Origin of the sequence: Methylomonas sp. TEB, assembly GCF_047777895.1 — a bacterium.
In the GTDB taxonomy this organism is placed as follows: domain Bacteria; phylum Pseudomonadota; class Gammaproteobacteria; order Methylococcales; family Methylomonadaceae; genus Methylomonas.
The window spans coordinates 52930-70910 of record NZ_CP180476.1 but is presented as its reverse complement, the minus strand read 5'-3'; the positions used below and the strand labels follow the sequence as shown (position 1 = coordinate 70910).

General features: G+C 54.0%; 17 protein-coding genes. 2 read left to right on the top strand and 15 right to left on the bottom strand.

Features of this window, described 5'->3' with window-relative positions:
• Positions 1 to 9 precede the first annotated feature (9 nt).
• The 14 genes from ACMXD4_RS00305 to gshB form a co-directional block, all read right to left on the bottom strand.
• Entirely contained in the window at positions 10 to 1797 is a 1788-nt protein-coding gene (locus tag ACMXD4_RS00305; protein ID WP_415879522.1) for a VWA domain-containing protein, read from the bottom strand.
• Positions 1794 to 2780: a vWA domain-containing protein gene (locus ACMXD4_RS00300; protein ID WP_415879521.1), complete on the bottom strand. Its 987-nt coding sequence runs from the start codon at positions 2778 to 2780 to the stop codon at positions 1794 to 1796. Before ACMXD4_RS00300 ends, ACMXD4_RS00305 begins: the two co-directional genes overlap by 4 nt.
• Positions 2777 to 3244 carry a DUF4381 domain-containing protein gene (locus ACMXD4_RS00295; protein ID WP_171697059.1) on the bottom strand — a complete coding sequence of 156 codons (468 nt, stop codon included), beginning with the start codon at positions 3242 to 3244 and terminating at the stop codon, positions 2777 to 2779. The genes ACMXD4_RS00300 and ACMXD4_RS00295 overlap by 4 nt, the downstream gene beginning before the upstream one ends.
• A gap of 9 nt (positions 3245 to 3253) precedes the next feature.
• The gene (locus ACMXD4_RS00290) at positions 3254 to 7396 is read right to left on the bottom strand and encodes an EAL domain-containing protein (protein ID WP_415879520.1); all 4143 of its coding nucleotides are present in this window, start codon (positions 7394 to 7396) and stop codon (positions 3254 to 3256) included.
• Positions 7397 to 7429: 33 nt separating this feature from the next.
• Positions 7430 to 8347, bottom strand: a complete 918-nt coding sequence (locus tag ACMXD4_RS00285; RefSeq protein ID WP_033157596.1) for a DUF58 domain-containing protein — start codon at positions 8345 to 8347, stop codon at positions 7430 to 7432.
• Positions 8348 to 9334, bottom strand: coding sequence for an AAA family ATPase (locus ACMXD4_RS00280; RefSeq protein WP_415879519.1), 987 nt, complete (start codon positions 9332 to 9334; stop codon positions 8348 to 8350).
• A 66-nt stretch (positions 9335 to 9400) separates the two neighbouring features.
• The gene (locus tag ACMXD4_RS00275; RefSeq protein WP_205452219.1) at positions 9401 to 10105 is read right to left on the bottom strand and encodes a TIGR00730 family Rossman fold protein; all 705 of its coding nucleotides are present in this window, start codon (positions 10103 to 10105) and stop codon (positions 9401 to 9403) included.
• A 56-nt stretch (positions 10106 to 10161) separates the two neighbouring features.
• Positions 10162 to 11451: a dihydroorotase gene (locus tag ACMXD4_RS00270; RefSeq protein ID WP_415879518.1), complete on the bottom strand. Its 1290-nt coding sequence runs from the start codon at positions 11449 to 11451 to the stop codon at positions 10162 to 10164.
• Positions 11448 to 12413: an aspartate carbamoyltransferase catalytic subunit gene (locus ACMXD4_RS00265; protein WP_415879517.1), complete on the bottom strand. Its 966-nt coding sequence runs from the start codon at positions 12411 to 12413 to the stop codon at positions 11448 to 11450. Before ACMXD4_RS00265 ends, ACMXD4_RS00270 begins: the two co-directional genes overlap by 4 nt.
• Complete coding sequence (gene pyrR, locus ACMXD4_RS00260; protein WP_033157601.1) at positions 12410 to 12931, bottom strand: bifunctional pyr operon transcriptional regulator/uracil phosphoribosyltransferase PyrR; 522 nt, start codon at positions 12929 to 12931, stop codon at positions 12410 to 12412. Before pyrR ends, ACMXD4_RS00265 begins: the two co-directional genes overlap by 4 nt.
• A 101-nt stretch (positions 12932 to 13032) precedes the next feature.
• Complete coding sequence (gene ruvX / locus ACMXD4_RS00255; RefSeq protein ID WP_415879516.1) at positions 13033 to 13479, bottom strand: Holliday junction resolvase RuvX; 447 nt, start codon at positions 13477 to 13479, stop codon at positions 13033 to 13035.
• Positions 13472 to 14038 carry a YqgE/AlgH family protein gene (locus ACMXD4_RS00250; RefSeq protein ID WP_020483975.1) on the bottom strand — a complete coding sequence of 189 codons (567 nt, stop codon included), beginning with the start codon at positions 14036 to 14038 and terminating at the stop codon, positions 13472 to 13474. Before ACMXD4_RS00250 ends, ruvX begins: the two co-directional genes overlap by 8 nt.
• A gap of 16 nt (positions 14039 to 14054) precedes the next feature.
• Positions 14055 to 14948, bottom strand: coding sequence for a TonB family protein (locus ACMXD4_RS00245; RefSeq protein WP_415879515.1), 894 nt, complete (start codon positions 14946 to 14948; stop codon positions 14055 to 14057).
• A gap of 1 nt (position 14949) precedes the next feature.
• On the bottom strand, positions 14950 to 15900 hold the full coding sequence (gene gshB / locus ACMXD4_RS00240) for a glutathione synthase (protein ID WP_415879514.1): 951 nt from the start codon (positions 15898 to 15900) through the stop codon (positions 14950 to 14952).
• A 139-nt stretch (positions 15901 to 16039) separates the two neighbouring features.
• Here gshB and rpmB point away from each other — a divergent pair, with 139 nt between their 5' ends.
• Both rpmB and rpmG read left to right on the top strand, forming a co-directional pair.
• The gene (gene rpmB, locus ACMXD4_RS00235) at positions 16040 to 16276 is read left to right on the top strand and encodes a 50S ribosomal protein L28 (protein ID WP_033157675.1); all 237 of its coding nucleotides are present in this window, start codon (positions 16040 to 16042) and stop codon (positions 16274 to 16276) included.
• Positions 16277 to 16287: 11 nt separating this feature from the next.
• Positions 16288 to 16443: a 50S ribosomal protein L33 gene (gene rpmG, locus ACMXD4_RS00230; RefSeq protein WP_013816853.1), complete on the top strand. Its 156-nt coding sequence runs from the start codon at positions 16288 to 16290 to the stop codon at positions 16441 to 16443.
• A 59-nt stretch (positions 16444 to 16502) separates the two neighbouring features.
• Here rpmG and ACMXD4_RS00225 read toward each other — a convergent pair whose 3' ends face one another.
• Positions 16503 to 17834, bottom strand: a complete 1332-nt coding sequence (locus ACMXD4_RS00225) for a cyclic nucleotide-binding domain-containing protein (protein ID WP_033157604.1) — start codon at positions 17832 to 17834, stop codon at positions 16503 to 16505.
• Positions 17835 to 17981: the final 147 nt, after the last annotated feature.

Sequence of the window (17981 nt, the reverse complement as noted above, 5' to 3'; positions counted from 1 at the left end):
TCCGTCAATTTACCAGGCCGGACCGGTCGGGTTAGCTCGATTGCGCTGACCGTATTGATATTTGAATTTACGCTTTAGTAAGCCCGTCGGCTCGTCGGGTATGCGCTTCAACAATTGCTCGTTGGCGCGCTCGGTTTCGTTTTTTTCCGTGGCTTGCGCGGCTTGTTCCTGGTCTGTCGGCTCTTGCTTGGGCGGCTGCGGCTCAGCTTGCTGTTTGGCCTCGGCTTCGGACTGTTGGTCTTCTTTAGCCTTATTTTGTTCCGCGTCCTGCTTGGCGTCGGCTTTTTGCTGGTCTTGCGGTTTTTGCTCCGGCTGCGCATCTTTGTCGGCTTGATCGGGCTTGCCGTCCTGCTGTTGCTGCTGCTTTTGCTGTTGCTCAGAAGAATCCTGTTTGTCCTGCTTTTGCTGGTCTTGCTGTTGATTCTCCTGCTGCTGTTCCTGTTCTTTCAGCTTCTTCTCGACCAGCTCCTTATTGTATTTCGCATCCTGATGCTTAGGATCAAGTTGCAGCGCCTGCTGATAGGCTTGCACGGCTTCTTGCAACTGGCCGGCCTGAGCCAAGGCATTGCCGCGGTTGTAATGGCCTTCCGCGCTTTGGGTGTTTTTCAAGGTCTCGGCGGCTTCTTGGAATTTACCGGCCTTGTATTGGGCGGCGGCACGCCAATCCGGGTTATCGAACTGCTCGGCAGCTTGTTGATATTGCTGTTGCTCGAAAGCCTGCTTAGCGCGCTGATCCGGCGTTTGCCACAGGCTCTGCCAGTCCAGGGCGTAGCTGTTCTTCGGCAGCGGTAATAGACACAGCAAGGCCAATAACAAACCTTTTCTAAATTGCAAAGCTGCCCAAGGCAATACCAGCAATAACAGCCAAGGGCCTTTTTCATCCCATTGTTGCAGCAACAGATTGCTATCCAAATTTTCGTTACCGGTTTCGGCGCTATTGAATAAACGCCCCAAATTCTCGACATCCGCATCGTTTGCCGTCACCGGCTGATAAATGCCGCGACCGTGTTGCGCCAGCGTGTTCAACGCGGCTTCGTCCAACTTGGCGACCACGATGGCACCATTGCTATCTTTTAAAAACCCTGCGCCTTGCAACTGGATAGGCGCGCCTTCCGGTGTGCCCATCGCCAGTACCGAGAGCCGGTAATCGCCCAGCCAGTGTTCGGCCTGCTCGGCCACATCGCTATCAACGCCATCGGTGACCAGCAGGATATGGCCCTTGACCAAGCCGGCTTGGCGCAGCAATGCCACCGCCGCATTCAATGCCGCACTGGTGTTGCTGCCCGGACTGGGCATGATGTCGGTGGTCAGGGCGCTTAGCTGGCTATCGATGGTCGCGGTATCGTTGGTCAATGGTGTGACGGTAAAGGCATCGCCGCCGTAAACCAGCAGTGCGGTTTGACCATCCTTGCGCTGTTTTAATAAATCGGCAATTTTGTAACGGGCCTTACCGATACGGCTGGGTTTGATGTCGGCGGCATCCATGGATTTGGACAAATCCAGCGCAATCACCAGCGCGGCATCGTTTCTAAAGACCGGGCCGGGCAAGCGCTGCCAGGTGGGACCGGCCAAGGCGATTATGGTTAGCAACGCGGCAAAGCCGGCGCCGAACAAAGGGCCACGCGATGCTTGCAACGGTTTGTCTTGCAAAATAAAGGGCAGCAACTCGGCATCGCACACGTCGCTCCAGTTGCCGCGTCCTTGTCGATGCCGCACCAGCAAAATCAAAAACAGCGCGGCCGGCAATAATGCCAGCAACCACCAGGGCCGCAGGAAATGAAACTCGGCAAAATTCATGACCACCTCAAGCGGGCCAAGGTTAAGCATCCCGTCAATAACAAGGCCAATCCCAGCGGCCAATAAAACAACTCGCTGCGCGGCCGGAAATATTGTTTGTCTTTTTCAACCGGCTCCAGCTGATCCAGCATGCGGTAGATTTTTTCCAGCTCTTCGGTGTTTCGAGCCCGGAAATAATGGCCACCGGTGGCGTCGGCAATGGCGGTCAGGGTTTTTTCGTCCAGATCGGCGGACGGATTGACCCGGCGGGTACCGAACAGGCTGCGCACCAATACTTCATCGGCACCTATGCCTATCGTGTAGATTTTCAGCTTATGTTCGGCGGCCAGTTCAGCGGCTTTTATCGGCGTTAATTCGCCGGCGGTATTGGCGCCGTCGGTCAATAAAATCAACACTCGGCTGGCATCTTGCTGTTGTTGCAGGCGCTTGATCGCCAAACCGATAGCGTCGCCTATCGAAGTTTTCGGATCGTCCTCGGTGATGCCAATAAACGCCTCGTGCAACAAGGTTTGCACGGTCTTGCGATCAAAGGTTAACGGCACGTGTAAGTAAGCTTGCGTGCCGAACAGGATTAAGCCCAGGCGGTCGCCGACCCGGCGCTGAATAAACTCGCCGGCGACATGTTTGATGGCGGTTAGGCGGTCCACGCGCTGCTTGCCGATGATGAAATCTTCTTCCTGCATGCTGCCGGAAACGTCCACCGCCAGCATCAAGTCGCGGCCGCTGACCGCTTGCTCGATGGGTTCGCCCAGCCATTGCGGACGCGCGGCGGCCACCAATAAACAGAACCAAGCCAAAGCCGCCAACCACAGCGGCCAACGCCGCTCGCTGCTGACCACCCGCGTTTCGCTGGGGCCAAGATCGTCTAGAAACGGCACTTTCAAGGCGGCCTGCTGGGCGATGGCGCGCGCGGGCAACAGCCAACGCAATAGCAGCGGTAGTGGCAATAGAGATAGCAACCAGGGCCAATACAATTCGATCATCGTTTTTTCGCCTGTTGTTTCAACCAGCGTTCGCACAATTCAAACAAGGCCTCCAGTTCGGTATCAGCGGGCGGCGTTTGCCGATAATGGCCGTCGGCCAGACAACGGCCGGGGCCTTGGCTAAACGGTGCATCCGGCAGGGATTGATCCAGATAGCTAAGCCAGGCTTCGCCGCGCAAACTCGCGGCATCGCTACGCGGCGCAGTACTGATGGCTACGCGCCGCAACAGAGCCGATAAAGCTACCAAGGTCTGTCTGGCGTCGGCACCGCCATCCCGGCGAAGCGCGGATAACAATTTGCCGGCGGTTTTCACCGCTGTCTGCCGGCGGATGCGTTTATAAAAATACCGGCACAAAAAAATCAACAACGGCAGCAATACCGCTAACAACCACCAGCCCGGCGCCGGCGGCCAAAAAGCCACCGAATCGGGCAAATGAATATCTTTTAAAGGCAATGGTTCCATATTGAATATCTACATCGCGTCCAAATTGGGGAGTGGGGTATACAAAATCAACATGTCGTCGATTTGCTGCTGAATAGCCCGCAGATCGTTAAAACCCGCCTGCGCGGCATCGCGCTGGCCGGTCTCGCAGCGTTTCAGCAAACTTTCGGCCAGGACATGCAATTGCCGCTGTAATTGTTCGATATGTTCCAGCCAATCCTGGGCATACTGTCGGTCGTGCTGTACTTGCTTCAGCCAGCGGCCCAGATGGGTACGACGCTGGTCCATGATGGGCCAGCTTTTTACGGCAGCTTGCGGCTCTGCGAACAGGCAGGCCTGGACCCGCTGCAACCACTGCCGGGTGTCGAAGCGGCGAATCGCTATGTCAACCTGTTCCGCCGACAGCTCGGCATCCGCATAAATTTGCCAGTCGTCGAAAGGCCGGTAAGCAATCACCCAGTCGGCAATCGCCGCTGCCGGCATCGGCCGGGCAATCGCATAACCTTGCAGCAGATGGCAGCCCAGCAGCAACAGCACGATACCTTGTTCCTGACTTTCCACGCCTTCCGCCACGACTTCCCGGCTAAAAGCCTGACTGAGATCGATCACGCTGTCGATGATGGCGTAGTCGTCCGGATCGTCGAGCATGTCACGGACAAAGGTCTGATCGATTTTCACGGTATCTACCGACAGATGCCGCAAATGTGTCAACGAGGAGTAGCCGGTACCGAAATCGTCCAAGGCCACACTGATGCCCAACTGTTCGCGGCAGCTTTTGATTATGCGATTAACCGCCGATAAGTCGTCCAATGCGGTACTTTCCAATATTTCCAATTGTAGATAGCGGGCATCGATTTGCGGATGGCTGTGCAAGGTGGCTTTGATATACTCGCCAATACCGGACCAAAGCAAATGATAGGAGGAGATATTCACACTGACCTCCAACTGCAAACCTTGCGCATGCCAGCCCGCCAGTTGCTCGCAGGCTTGGGCAATTACCCAATTGCCGATGCGAATTTCCAGATCGGTCGAAGCGATCACCGGCAGAAATTCTAAAGGCGGCACCATGCCGCGCTGCGGATGCAGCCAGCGGATCAAGGCCTCCACGCCTTTAACCTGGCCGGATTTAATATCCACCTTGGGCTGGTAATACATGCACAACTCGTTGTTTAAAAACGCCGCTTCGATGTCGCGCAGTTGTTGGTGGCGATGCATGATTTGTTGGTCGTGGCTGGCATCGAACAACTGGCAACGGTTTTTGCCGGCCAATTTAGCCTGGTACATGGCATAGTCGGCATGCCGCAATAAGGCGTCGGCGTCGGCATCATCCAGCGGATATACGGTAAAACCGCTGCTGGCGCCGACCGAAATCGGCTGATCATCGATGACATACGGCTGGGCAATCGCCCGGTGAATGCGCATGATGGCTTGCTCGCATTGTTCAATCGAGTCTATATCGCCCAGTAGTAGCGCGAATTCGTCGCCACCGTGGCGGGATACGCTGTCTTCCTCGCGAATAGCGCTTTTGATCCGTTCCGCCACTTCCACCAACACCCGGTCGCCGATGTCGTGGCCGAACTGGTCGTTGACCGGCTTGAAGCCGTCCAGGTCCAGGAAGCAAATCGCCAGCAAGGTGTTTTCCCGCTTGCTATGGGCGATGGCTTGATTCAAGCGGTCGGCGAATAAAATCCGGTTCGGCAGGCGGGTGAGCGGATCGTAATGGGCAAACAATTCCAGCATCTGTTGCTGCTGCTTGGCCTGGGTGACATCGGAAAATAGCCCGATATAGTGAGTGATCTTACCGTCGGCATCACACAAAGCAGAAACCGTTAGCCACTCAGCATACAACTCGCCGTTTTTTTTACGGTTCCACAATTCGCCTTGCCAATGCTGCGCTTCATGCAAGGCTTGCCACATATCCCGGTAAAAATCCGCACCGTATTTACCGGATTGCAAGAGGCTGGGGTTTCGGCCTATCACTTCAGCGCGGCTATAGCCGGTAATCTCGGAAAAAGTCGGATTCACATCGACGATGATGCCGCCAGGATCGGTAATTAAAATACCTTCGTGCGCCTCGCTGAATACCCGCGCGGCCAGTTTCAGATGTTCCTCGGCCTGCTTGCGTTCGGTAATGTCTCGGGTCAAACCCAGCAGGGCTACGATATTGCCTTCCGCATCGCGCATTGGCACAGCGTGGGTGTCAAACCAGCGTTGCCGGCCTTTCAGGCCGACGATTTCAAATTCCAGTGTGCCTGATGCGCCGGCAAACACCCGCCGAGTCAATTTTTTAAAGGCTGCCCGGTACTTAGGCAATACCAGATCCTCCATGCGTCCTTGTTGGGCTTGCTCCAGCGTATCGGCCTCTATCATGTCCAGACCGGCGCGGTTCATTTGCAATAAGCTGCCGTCCCGCGCCAGCAGTTTCACGCACTCCGGTTCGGAATCGACGATAGTGCGCAGCTTTAACTCCGATTCCTTGGCGATATTGGCGGCGGTTTCCAATTCCGCAACCGCGTCGGCCAATGCCTGGGTGCGCTCTTCCACCAAAGCTTGCACGGAGGCGGTTCTGCCGCTGATGATCAACAATAAAATACTCAGCAAGCTGGTAAAACAGAGCCCGCCGATCAAAGTAATCAAAGGTAGCGATGAACCTTGTTCGTTGACGAAATCGCTATCCGGCGTGACGGTAATTTGCCAATTACGATCCACAAACGCAAAATTATGCTGCCATTTTTTTAAGTCGTAGTTTAACGACACCGGTTTGCGTACCGGTTTTACATACAAAGCCGTTTGTCCGGCGGGCGCGCTGAGGTCATCAATGCTGATACCCAGCGTATCGGTGTTGAGCCCCCTGGTGACTGTTTCCACCATTTTGGCCGGCAGTAAGATTGCCGAGACATAACCGGTAATATCCAAGACGTCGCCGCCGGAGCTATGCCGGCGAACCGGAATGGACACCAAAATACCGGGATCGGTATCGTCACGCTGCATTAGCGTCAGTTTTTGCGAGGCGGTGGGTTTACCGCTGGCGCGGGCCAGGATTTTTGCTTGCCGGCTAAGAGGATTTGTCATGGAATCGAAGCCGAAGGCTTTTTCGTTGCCGGCCATCGGCTCCACAAACATGATCGGAAAATACTCCTGCCGGGCACTTGCATGCACCAATTGACCGGCACTATCCCGTTCGATGACGCGAAAATCAGGAAATCCTTCGGCGCGTACCGCTTGTTCGAAGGCCGGTAAATCAGCTTGGGTAATCAGAGGTAGCCATTCCAGGGCTTGGATTTCCGGATGGCGTTGCAGGATACCCTGGGAAAACACGCTAAATTCGGCTCTGCTTACCTGCCCGGATGCCAGAAATACATCTCTTAGCGCCAGCGTACTATCGATTACATCAATGGCATATTCCGCCAGCAGCCGGTCTAACTCGGCAGCCCGACTGTCGAAAGCTTGTTGAATGCGTGCGCGTTCCGCTTGAAAGGCTTGCAAAAATACCAGCACCAAACCCAGCAGCGTGCCCAGTAAGGGTAGCGCGACACTCAAGCGCCGCGCCTGCCAAAGCGCACGGGGGCGTCCGAAATAACAAAACAATAGCGGCGTCACTATCATCACGCCCAAACTGTCGCCAACCCACCAGTTTCGCCAGGACGACCAGAGTTGTGCCTGGCTCATCAAGTCCAATGAATAAAGTACGGCTCCGCCTACGCTGGGCGCGATCAGACAGGCTACCGGCCCGGCCAGGACAAAAAATTTGAGGATGGCGGCCGGACTATCTAATTTGGGCAAACCCGGCTCTACGTAGGCTTTGGATAAAGCCAGAGCCGCCAACGCCTGCAAGGCGCTGCCGCCGCCAATGGCAAAGGAGGACATCGCAGTTTGCGCGGTCAATTGACCGGAAAAATCAATAGTCACCAGGAAATTACTGAACGCCGCACCCAGCCAGATCCCGGGCCAAAGCCTGCGGCCACCCATAAATAGCGCCGCCAGTGCAATGCCGGCTGGCGGCCATAGCGGACTGGCATAGCCGGGCGGAATGATCATTTTGCCGCCCAGCCAGCCGCCGGCAAACATCAGCAAACTCAGTACGCCGATTTGTATCAGTAAAACCAACGGGCTGACGAGCGTGATACTTTGTGTCTCGTTATCCGGCACCGGAAAATCTGTTGAATGAGACAAATTGGGGATGCGCATGGCCAGATTGAGAAGGTCTTAGGCCGCCGGACGCGCGCGGGTGCCGTTCAATGCGTCCAAAGGCATTTGCTGAGTCGTGCAGGGTATCAAGGTGAGACGCAGCTTATTGGCCAGCTTTTGCAGATACGCCTGCCGGTCTTGGAAGCGCTGCCGATAAGCTTGCAGGCGCTGTTTGTCACCGCTATCGAACAGCACTTCGCGCCAGCCGTCGGTAAAGCGGTAGCGGCCTTGGGTCGGTAAACTGCTTTCCAGCGGATCGGCGATGTGTACCAACACCACTTCGCAATGCCGAGCCAGATTGGCCAGATGATTTTCGGCCGCGCTATTCATCCCGCGAAAATCGCTGAGAATATACACCCGGCTGCCGGGCCGGGCGTGATGCAGCAATCTGGCCAGAGGCTGCGCCAGGTTGACGACAGCCGCACCGTTGTAATCCGGATTGACCAGGGCGTTTAAGAAGCGTAACAGTGCCGGTTTGCCGGTTTGCGGTTTTACTTCCTGGCAACCGTCATCGCTGAAAATCTGCCCGCCGATGCGGTCGCCTTGCTTCAATGCCGCCCAAGCCAGCAAACCGGCCAAACGGGCAGCCTGCACGGATTTGAACACGCCGCGCGTGGCAAAAGCCATGGTGGCGCGGTAATCCACGGCAATGAACATGGGCCTTTCCCGTTCTTCCTTGAAAATCTTGCTGTGGGGCTTATCGGTGCGGGCCGTCACGCGCCAGTCGATGCGCCGCACGTCATCGCCGGGTTGGTAGAGCCGGGTTTCGTCGAAGGCCATGCCGCGGCCCTTCAGATGCGACAGATAATTACCGCTTTGCGCCGCGCGGATATTGGCGTGCCCCAGACTGAGCATGCCGGCCGGCTTGGCCAGATCCACCAAGGCTTTTAGAGTGACCGTCACCCGGGGGTTGTCGGTCGCTGGCGATTTATTCATTTAGGGTACGGCAATTCTGGCTATCAATTCTTTGATCACATAATCGCTGCTAATGCCTTCGGCTTCAGCCTCATAGGACAGAATCAGGCGGTGGCGCAGCACATCGTAAGCCATATCTTGAATGTCGCCGGGATCAACAAAATCGCGTTGTTGCAGCCAGGCCTTGGCGCGCACGCAGCGGTCCAGGGCAATGCTGGCGCGCGGGCTGGCGCCGTATTGAATCCAGCCGGCCAAATCCTGACCATAAGCGCCGGGATTGCGGGTCGCCAGCACGATTTGCAGCAGATATTGCTCCAAGCTGTCGGCGAGATACAAATCCAACACTTCGCCGCGTGCGGCGAATAAGGCTTGCTGGCTCACTTTAGGCGGTGCGCTGTCCTGGTTTTGCAGTGCGCCCTTGGCCTCGGCACGGGCCAGATGCAGGATAGCTTGTTCGTGCTCCGCATTGGGGTAGTCGATTTTTACATGCAGTAAAAATCTATCCAGTTGCGCTTCCGGCAAAGGATAAGTGCCTTCCTGCTCAATAGGATTTTGCGTCGCCATTACCATAAATAAGGGCGGTAGCGGATACGTGGCTTTACCGACCGTGATCTGCCGTTCCGCCATGGCTTCCAGCAAGGCGGCCTGCACCTTGGCCGGTGCCCGGTTGATTTCGTCGGCCAGGATCAAGTTATGAAACAACGGGCCTTTTTGGAATTCGAAACTGCCTTGCTGCGGCCGGTAAATTTCGGTGCCGGTCAAATCGGCCGGTAACAAGTCCGGGGTAAATTGCACGCGATGAAAGTCGGCTTCTATGCCTTGGCTGAGTACGTTGATGGCGCGGGTTTTCGCCAAGCCCGGTGCGCCTTCCACCAACAAATGACCATCGGCCAGCAGGGCAATCAACATCCTTTCAACCAGAACTTCCTGGCCGATGATCTGGGTGTTGATGTGAGTTTTGAGATTTTGTAAGGCGGCTTGGCTGGAGCTAAGACTTGTCGCAGTCATGTGTATAAAAAATCCTTATGTTTAACGAGGTTGTGACCGAGTTGAGTCCTGAAAGTTGCGCTATATCTAATTTTTACGCTGCAAATCTTTCCACTCGCGATGCGCGACCATAATGTCGACCACTTCTTGCGGATCGTCGGTGACGGTAATCAGCTTTAAATCTTCCGCGGAAATGGTGCCGTATTCCATCATCTTGGCTTTCATCCAATCCATCAGGCCGCTCCAGAAATCAGTGCCGAACAGTACCAATGGAATCGGATAGATTTTGTGGGTTTGCATCAAGGTCAAGGCTTCGAAAAACTCGTCCAGCGTGCCGAAACCGCCCGGCATACATACGTAACCGATCGAGTAGCGCACGAACATCACTTTACGCACGAAAAAATAGCGAAAATTCAGCGAAATATTCTGGTACGGGTTGGGGGTTTGCTCCATCGGCAATTCGATGTTCAAGCCGATAGACGGTTGATCATGCAAAATCGCACCTTTGTTGGCGGCCTCCATCACGCCGGGCCCACCGCCGCTGATCACGGCAAAGCCTTCCTTGCTGAGCATTTCCGCCAGTTCCACAGTTTTTTGATAATAAAAATGCTCGGGCGGCAAGCGGGCGGAACCGAAAATCGAAATCGCGTCGCACAAACCGGACAGTTCGTCGAAGCCCTCGGTAAACTCGCTGATGATGCGAAAAATCCGCCAGGATTGATCGCCTTTCAGGTCGTCGATGATGCTGGACGAGGTCGAGCCGTCAGTGCGGCGATTTTTGATGCAACTCATGATTTATTCCTTAAATGAGCACGCTGTGCTAATGGCAATGGGACGAAATAACCTGTTCACGGCAGCTCAACCAAGCGATACGCCAGCTTACCGGCCAGCAAAGTATGGGTCACGCGCCCAGTCAAGGTCTGCTGCCAATACGGCGTATTGCAACCGGCGCTAAGCCAGTTGTCGCGATTAACCGGCCAATTGGCTTGCGGATCGAAAATACACACATCGGCCGCAGAACCCGGCCTTAATGTGCCGCTAGCCAGGCCTAAAATGTGTGCAGGTTTGCAGGTTAGATTGGCAATGGCTTGTGACAAACCGATGCGATGTTGTTGGGTCAGTGCCAGCGTCAATGGCAACAGGGTTTCCAGTGCGGCCACGCCCGCTTCGGTTTCCGGAAAGGCGCCGAGTTTGGCATCCAGGTCGTGCGGTTGGTGATCCGAGCATATCGCGTCTATGGTGCCGTTAACCAGGCCCTCGCGCAGATATTGGCGGTCGATGGCGCTACGTAGCGGCGGCAATACATGGTAGTTGCTGTCGAATGGGGTGATATTGTCTTCGGTCAGATGCAGTTGGTGAATCGCCACGTCGGCCGTGACGTTTAGGCCGTATTTCTTGGCCTGCTGCAATTTGATCACCGATTGTTTGCAGCTGATTTGACTAATATGCACCCGGCAGCCGGTCAACTCCGCCAACTCCAGGCATTGGGCCAACGCAATCGATTCGGCCGCCTCCGGGATGCCAGGTAAACCGTAGCGGCTGGCCACCGCACCCTCGTGCGCGCAGCCCTTGCCGGACAGGGCGGATTCATTGGCGCGATACATCAATAATAAATCGTGGGTGGCGGCATATTCCATCGCCCGCCGTAATATCAATAAATTGCCGAGCGGCTCGCTGGCGTTGCTGACGGCAATGCAGCCGGCCTGTTTCAACGCGAACATCGCACTGAGTTCGCTGCCGGCCAAGCGCTGCGTCAATGCACCGATGCTATAGATTTGCGGGTAGTCGGCCTTTTCCGCTTTGTCCTTGATGAACTCGACCACCGCCGGACTATCGATGCAGGGTTTGGTATCCGGCGGCAGGCACAATGAGGTGACGCCTGCGCTAAGCGCGGCGCGGGTTTCGCTGAGGATATTACCTTTTTGGGTATGGCCGGGTTCGCGCAAGCGCACACTTAGATCGATGAAGCCGGGGCAGACGATCTGACCGTTGGCGTCGATTGTCTGCTCGGCCGTGAAATCGGCGGATTGCTCCAACACCGAGACAATTTTGCCGTCAGCAATACAAACTGGACCGATGGTATCGACGTTATTGGCCGGATCGATGACGCGGCCGTTATTAATCAAAATCTTGGTCATGCCGCACCTCCCTGACTGTGCATCGCCATCGACATAATCGCCATCCGCACAGCCACGCCATTGCTGACTTGCTGCAAGATCACCGATTGCGGGCCGTCGGCGACGCTGGAAGCAATTTCCACACCCCGATTGATCGGTCCGGGATGCATCACAATGGCATCGGCTTTGGCGCGTTTAAGCTTGGCTTCGGTCAAACCAAAACAGCGGAAAAACTCGCTTTCGCTAGGCAAAAACGCCGAATTCATGCGTTCTTTTTGCAAACGCAGCATGATGACCACATCCACATCATCCAGGCCTTCGTCCATATCGTGCATGGGTGTCACGCCCATAGTTTTGACTTGTGCCGGTAGCAAAGTCTTCGGTGCAATTACCCGCACTTCTGATACCCCTAAGGTATTCAAAGCCAAGATTTGCGAACGCGCCACCCGCGAATGCAGGATGTCGCCAACGATGGCGACTTTCAGACCTTCGAATTGTTTTTTATGTTGGCGGATGGTGAACATATCCAGCATCGCCTGGGTAGGATGGGCGTGCTGGCCGTCACCGGCGTTGATCACGCTGATATGCGGCGCGGTGTGTTGAGCGATAAAATGCGCCGCCCCGCTCAGGGCATGGCGAACCACGAACATGTCAACGTGCATCGCTTCCAGATTATGAATGGTGTCCAGCAGACTCTCGCCCTTGGAAGTGGCGGACGTAGCGATGTTCATGCTCAACACATCCGCCGACAAACGAGTCGCAGCCAGTTCGAAGGTGGTACGGGTGCGGGTACTGTTTTCGAAAAACAGGTTGACGATGGTTTTGCCGCGCAGCAAGGGCACTTTTTTGACTTGATGTTCCGACATGCCGGCAAATGATTCGGCGGTATCCAGAATTTCGGTCAGCAGCTCCTTATCCAGGCCTTCGATAGTCAGAAAATGCTTGAGCTTGCCTTGTTCGGTAAGCTGGATGTGTCGGGTCATGCCGCCACCACTTGCGGGGATTGAATCTCGATGCCCAATGGGTCGGGGCCGGTCAGTTTGATACGTTGATCGCCGGCCAGATCGATGCGGATACCGTAACAGTCCGGTTGCAAGGGAATCTGCCGGCCGTTGCGCTCTATCAATACCGCCAGTACTACTTGATTGGGGCGGCCGTAATCGAAAATCTCGTTCAACGCGGCACGGATGGTGCGGCCGGTGTAAAACACATCGTCGATCAGAATGATGTCGCGGCCTTCCAGATGCGGCGGCAATTGGCTGGTTTTGACCTTGGGATGCATGCCGATTTGCGAAAAATCGTCGCGATAAAAGGTGATGTCCAGCATGCCCAAGGGTTCGCTCAAACCCAAACGCTGATGCATATGCCGTGCGATCCAGGCGCCACCGCTGTGTATGCCGATTAGCAAAGGATTATGCAGGTTACGCTCGCTAATCTGCCGGCGAATCGCGGCTTCCAGAGTGTCGAGCAGGTTATCGATATTCAGCGTGGTGATGGGCATGACGGTTACAGGGGGAATCTTGTTATTGTTATGAAATTCGGGAAAAAGCTGAAAGCGACGGGATAATAAGGCTGCATGGGCGTAAAACCGTTTTCGTCTTTTTACTGATCAAACCAGCTTTGCAGAATGATCTGTGCAGCCAGTTGATCTTGCACGGCCCATAGTTTAGCAGCGCTAACCTTTAGGTCGTCGAACAGCATTTGTTTGGCGGCAAACGTGGTTAGCGTTTCATCGATTTGGTGCACCGGCAGATTGTAACGGCCATTCAGCTGCCGACAGAATTTTTGCATGCGCGGGGTAATCACATTATCCGAACCATCGTTCTGTCGAGAAATGCCGACCACCAAACCTATGGGCCGCCATTCGGCGATCAGCTGACCGATTTTATGCCAGTCCGGCACTTGATTAAGCGATTGGATGGTTTGCAGCGGACTGGCAATGCCGGTATCGGCATGTCCCACCGCGACCCCAATTTTTTTGTTGCCGAAATCAAACCCTAAATACGCATCGCTGCTGAATTTTGCCGCCAGCGGATCGAGCTTAACCATGACCTGCCGGCGTGGTCAGGCGATTAATGTCGATACCTAATTGTCCCGCCGCCGCATTCCAGCGCTGGCTAATCGGCGTTTCGTAGAGTATCTCTTCACCGCATGGCGTGTTCAGCCAGGCGTTTTCGACCATTTCTTTTTCTAGTTGGCCGCTACCCCAGCCGGCGTAACCTAAGGCGATCAAATAGTGGTTGGGGCCTTTACCTTCGGCAATGGCCTCGAGAATGTCGCGAGAGCTGGTGAGGGTAATATTCTCGGCGGTACTGATACTGGAATCCCAGCGCTGTTCGCAGGCATCGTGAATGACAAAGCCGCGTTCCTGCTGTACCGGACCGCCGGCAAACACCGGGGTTTCCAATACATTTTCCAGCTCGGTTTTAATCCCCATTTGCTCGAAAATGTCGCGTAATTTCATGCCGGTCGGTCGGTTGATGACAATGCCGAGCGCACCTTCTTCGTTGTGCTGGCACAGGTATGTCACCGTGTGAAAAAAATGCGGGTCGGCTAAGCCGGGCATCGCAATCAAAAACTGGTTATTTAAATAAGTAACGTCTGTCATTGGAGTGCTGTATGGGCTAGCGGGCAGTCATGCCGGTTTCGTCTGAGAATTTCCAGACCCTGGTAATCACCAAAACGTTCACTTCTCTCAACAAATCATCGGGTAAAGCGGCAAAGGGCGCACTCATCTTCACAATCCGTTTCGCGGCGTCGTCCAGTGCGGAATTGCCGGATGACCGGACAATCCGCATGCTGTAAATGCTGCCGTCGGCGTTAATCCCCACGTCCATGGTCAAGGATTGCGAAACGCCTTTTTTGCGCGCCGCCTCAGGATAATTCAGATTGCCGGTGCGCTCAACCTTGTCCTCCCAATCCTTGACATATTGCGCCGCGAGATACTTGTGCGTGCTAACCGCGTTGACGAATTTAATCTTAGTATCTTGCGCGCTTTGTTGGGTATTTCTGATGCGCTCGCCGAGTTGGGCGATTTGTTGCTGAAGCGCTTCCGGGGATAATTTGGGGGCGGACTCCGGAACTTCAACAGCTTCCGGTAATTCTACCGGTTGCTCGGGTTCCGTCACGACCTTAACCGGCGCTTTGGCTTGGGTAAGCAGTCTCTCGGCGACCGGTTTGACTTGTGGAACCACCGGATGCGGCAAGACTTTCTTTGCCGGCGGACTGATCGATTGTTCCTGAGTGGCTATTTTTTGCTGCGGCGGCTCCGGTTTGCGGGTTTCCTCGCCGGCACCTATTTGATGCTCCGTTGCCAGATGTTTCGCATCCTTGGGCGCCTTTTTCACCGGAGCATGGGCCACGGTGATTTCAATCGAGCGGTTGATCTTAGGTGGCTGCGGTGCGGTGAAATTAACGCCCAACAACACGATCACATGCAGTACCGCCGCCACAAACAACGCCGTCAGCAGCGAATCACCTTGCGATAACGGCGTGGGAGTCAAGTCCGGCGCGTACATATCAGGCCTGGCATTGAGCGGCGATGTGGTCCATTAATTGAGCGCTGATATTAATGCCGAACTGTTTATCCAGCTCCTGCACGCAGGTTGGACTGGTGACGTTGACTTCGGTCAGATAGTCGCCGATGACATCCAGGCCGACAAATATCAGGCCTTTTTCGCGTAAGGTTGGCCCGACCTGTTCGGCAATCCAGCGATCACGGTCACTCAATGGCCGGCCTTCGCCGCGTCCGCCGGCTGCCAGATTGCCCCGGCTTTCGCCGCTGGCCGGAATCCGTGCCAGACAGTAAGGCACAGGTTCGCCATTGACCACCAAGATCCGTTTGTCGCCGTCTTTCACGGCAGGCAGGTATTTTTGCGCCATGATGTAACTGCTGCCGTGTTGAGTCATGGTTTCCAGAATCACGCTAAGATTGGGGTCATGCTCTTTGACGTAAAAGATCGACGCTCCGCCCATGCCGTCCAAGGGCTTCAAGATGATTTCCTGGTGCTCTTTTAAGAAGTCGCGGATTTTTTGCGGATCTCTGGCTACCAGTGTGTCTGTGCAGCATTGCGGAAACCAGGCGGTGAACATTTTTTCGTTGGCGTCGCGCAGCGATTGCGGCTTGTTGACCACATAAACACCCTGGCGCTCAGCCTGTTCCAACATATAAGTGGCGTAGATATATTCCTGATTAAAGGGCGGATCCTTACGCATGATGATCGCGTCCAATTCGGACAAGGCTATTTGCTGTTCACCGAGAAACCTATGCCACTGCTTGTCGTCGCGTTCGACTTCCAGCAGACGGGAACGGGCGTAAGCGTCGCCGTTGCGCATATAAAGGTCGGACAGTTCCATGTAATGCAGCTCCCAACCGCGCGACTGGGCTTCCAGCAACATCGCGAAACTGGTGTCCTTTTTAATATTGATCTGGCCGATGGGGTCCATGACCATGCCGAGTTTAATAGCCATTAAAGTCCTGTAAATTCCGAAGCAAGGGGAAATAAAACCGATTTTATCAAATTTATTTTGCAGGCTGTTGTTTACCAACAAAAGTTTTTTTGTTATAAAGCGCGGCTATTTTGAATTAAAAGCTCGCATTGAGGTAGTCATGTCCAGAGTATGCCAAGTAACAGGTAAACGCCCAGTAACAGGGCACAACGTTTCACACGCGATGAACAGAACCAAAAGACGTTTCACGCCTAATCTGCATCACCACAGATTTTGGGTTGAAAGCGAAAACCGTTGGGTTCGTTTGAGAGTATCTTCCAAAGGTATGCGTATCATCGACAAAAACGGCATTGATGCTGTTTTGGCCGATATGCGTAAACGCGGCGAACAATATTAAGGAGACTGACAATGCGCGACAAAATCAAATTGGTATCTAGCGAAGGCACCGGCCATTTCTACACCACCACCAAAAACAAAAAAACCATGCCTGAAAAAATGGAGATCAAAAAATTTGATCCCGTGGTTCGTAAGCATGTGATGTACAAAGAAGCCAAGATCAAATAAACAGCGTTTTATTGATCCGCTTTCAGGCGTTGGCGGGCTAGTAGCAGGGTTTTTTCCGACTAGCCACCGCCACCGGCTTTCTTCATCGCTTCCAGCTCGGCTTTCAGCGATTCCGTAAATTTGGCAAGTGCCAAATATTTCATCTCCAAAGCTTTCTTCTCGGCTTCCAAAATATTATATTTGGTTTTAAGTTGCTGCAGAAAACGCCGCAAACGCTCCATATCATCTTGTATTGAGGATTGCTCGGTGAACGAGTGACTCGTCTCGCTCTCGCCGCTGCTCCCTCTAAAATTACCGGTCTCAATGCCGTCGTCGATCGGAAACGATGAAGGTGCTTTCAGTTCGTCCGGGTTAATGCTGTCGATACCGCCGCTTAAAATCAGCGCATTGAATTTGTGCCGCATCAGGATAAAAGCCGCCGTTTCGCTAATCTTGCCGTTCTGGCAAACCACGACGATGGGATGCTGCCGATTCAAGGTTTTTAGCTGCATGCGCAAGGAAAAAAACGGCAGATTGATGCTGAACGGCAAATGCTTTGGCTTGTATTCATCGGGCTCGCGCACATCGATCAAATCCGCACCCTTGGTCACCAAGTCTTGAGCGTCTTTATAGCTGATATATTTAAGCGTCGGCTGTTTGATCAAGTTCAGAAACTGCTCCTTACCCAATCGCAACAGGCAAACATCCGTCAACGCACTGACCGTAACGTTGCGAGGCTCGCCTGAAATCAATGCATCCTCACCAAAAGTATCCTGATCGCTGAGTTGCGCCAGCTTAATCTCCTTGGCATTGGGTGCGGGTTTCCTGCTCACCAAGCATTGCCCTCGTTTGATGATGTAGTAAAAGTCGCCCTGCTCACCTTGATTGACAATGACAGTGCCTGCATTCACGCGCACTTCCTCCATGCCCATCAAAATTTTTTGCAAATTAGCCGGAGGCAACGCTCGAAATACCGGCGACTTCAACAATGTCGTCATCCAGTCGTCATTATCCTCCACCTCTTCAGCTACCATAAAACTCTCTGCTTCTTCATACGGAACGTCTTGAACCGATTTCATCATATCAGCATTCAAACGCAAAAAACGAATTCGGCTATTGGCAACGGCATGCACTTTCCTGGGGATTTGATGCGCCAGCGCAAAGCGCGCCGAGGGGCTATCGGACTTGATCGTTTCGATCTTTAACAGATCGGTCTGTAAGGTCACGCTGCCATCGATCAAATACACCAGATCGTTAGGTTCATCCCCGCATTTGAACAAAAATTGGCCTTCTTCCGCATCCTCGACCTTGATTTGTGCGCACAGCGCCTCAAATTTACTGAAGGGCAAGGTGGATAGCGGAATTAATTGCCGAATCACACGGCCTTCAGCGGAATGGATGTCGACAGCCACGTATTCGTCGCGAATAAAAAGTGAAGGGAAACCAACAAGAAAACTTAATCTATGATAGTCGATTATTAAGTAAACTCTCAGTGAAACATTTTCCCGCCCAGCGAGTCCATGCTGGCAACTTAACTGCCTGGAATGCAAAAACCATGA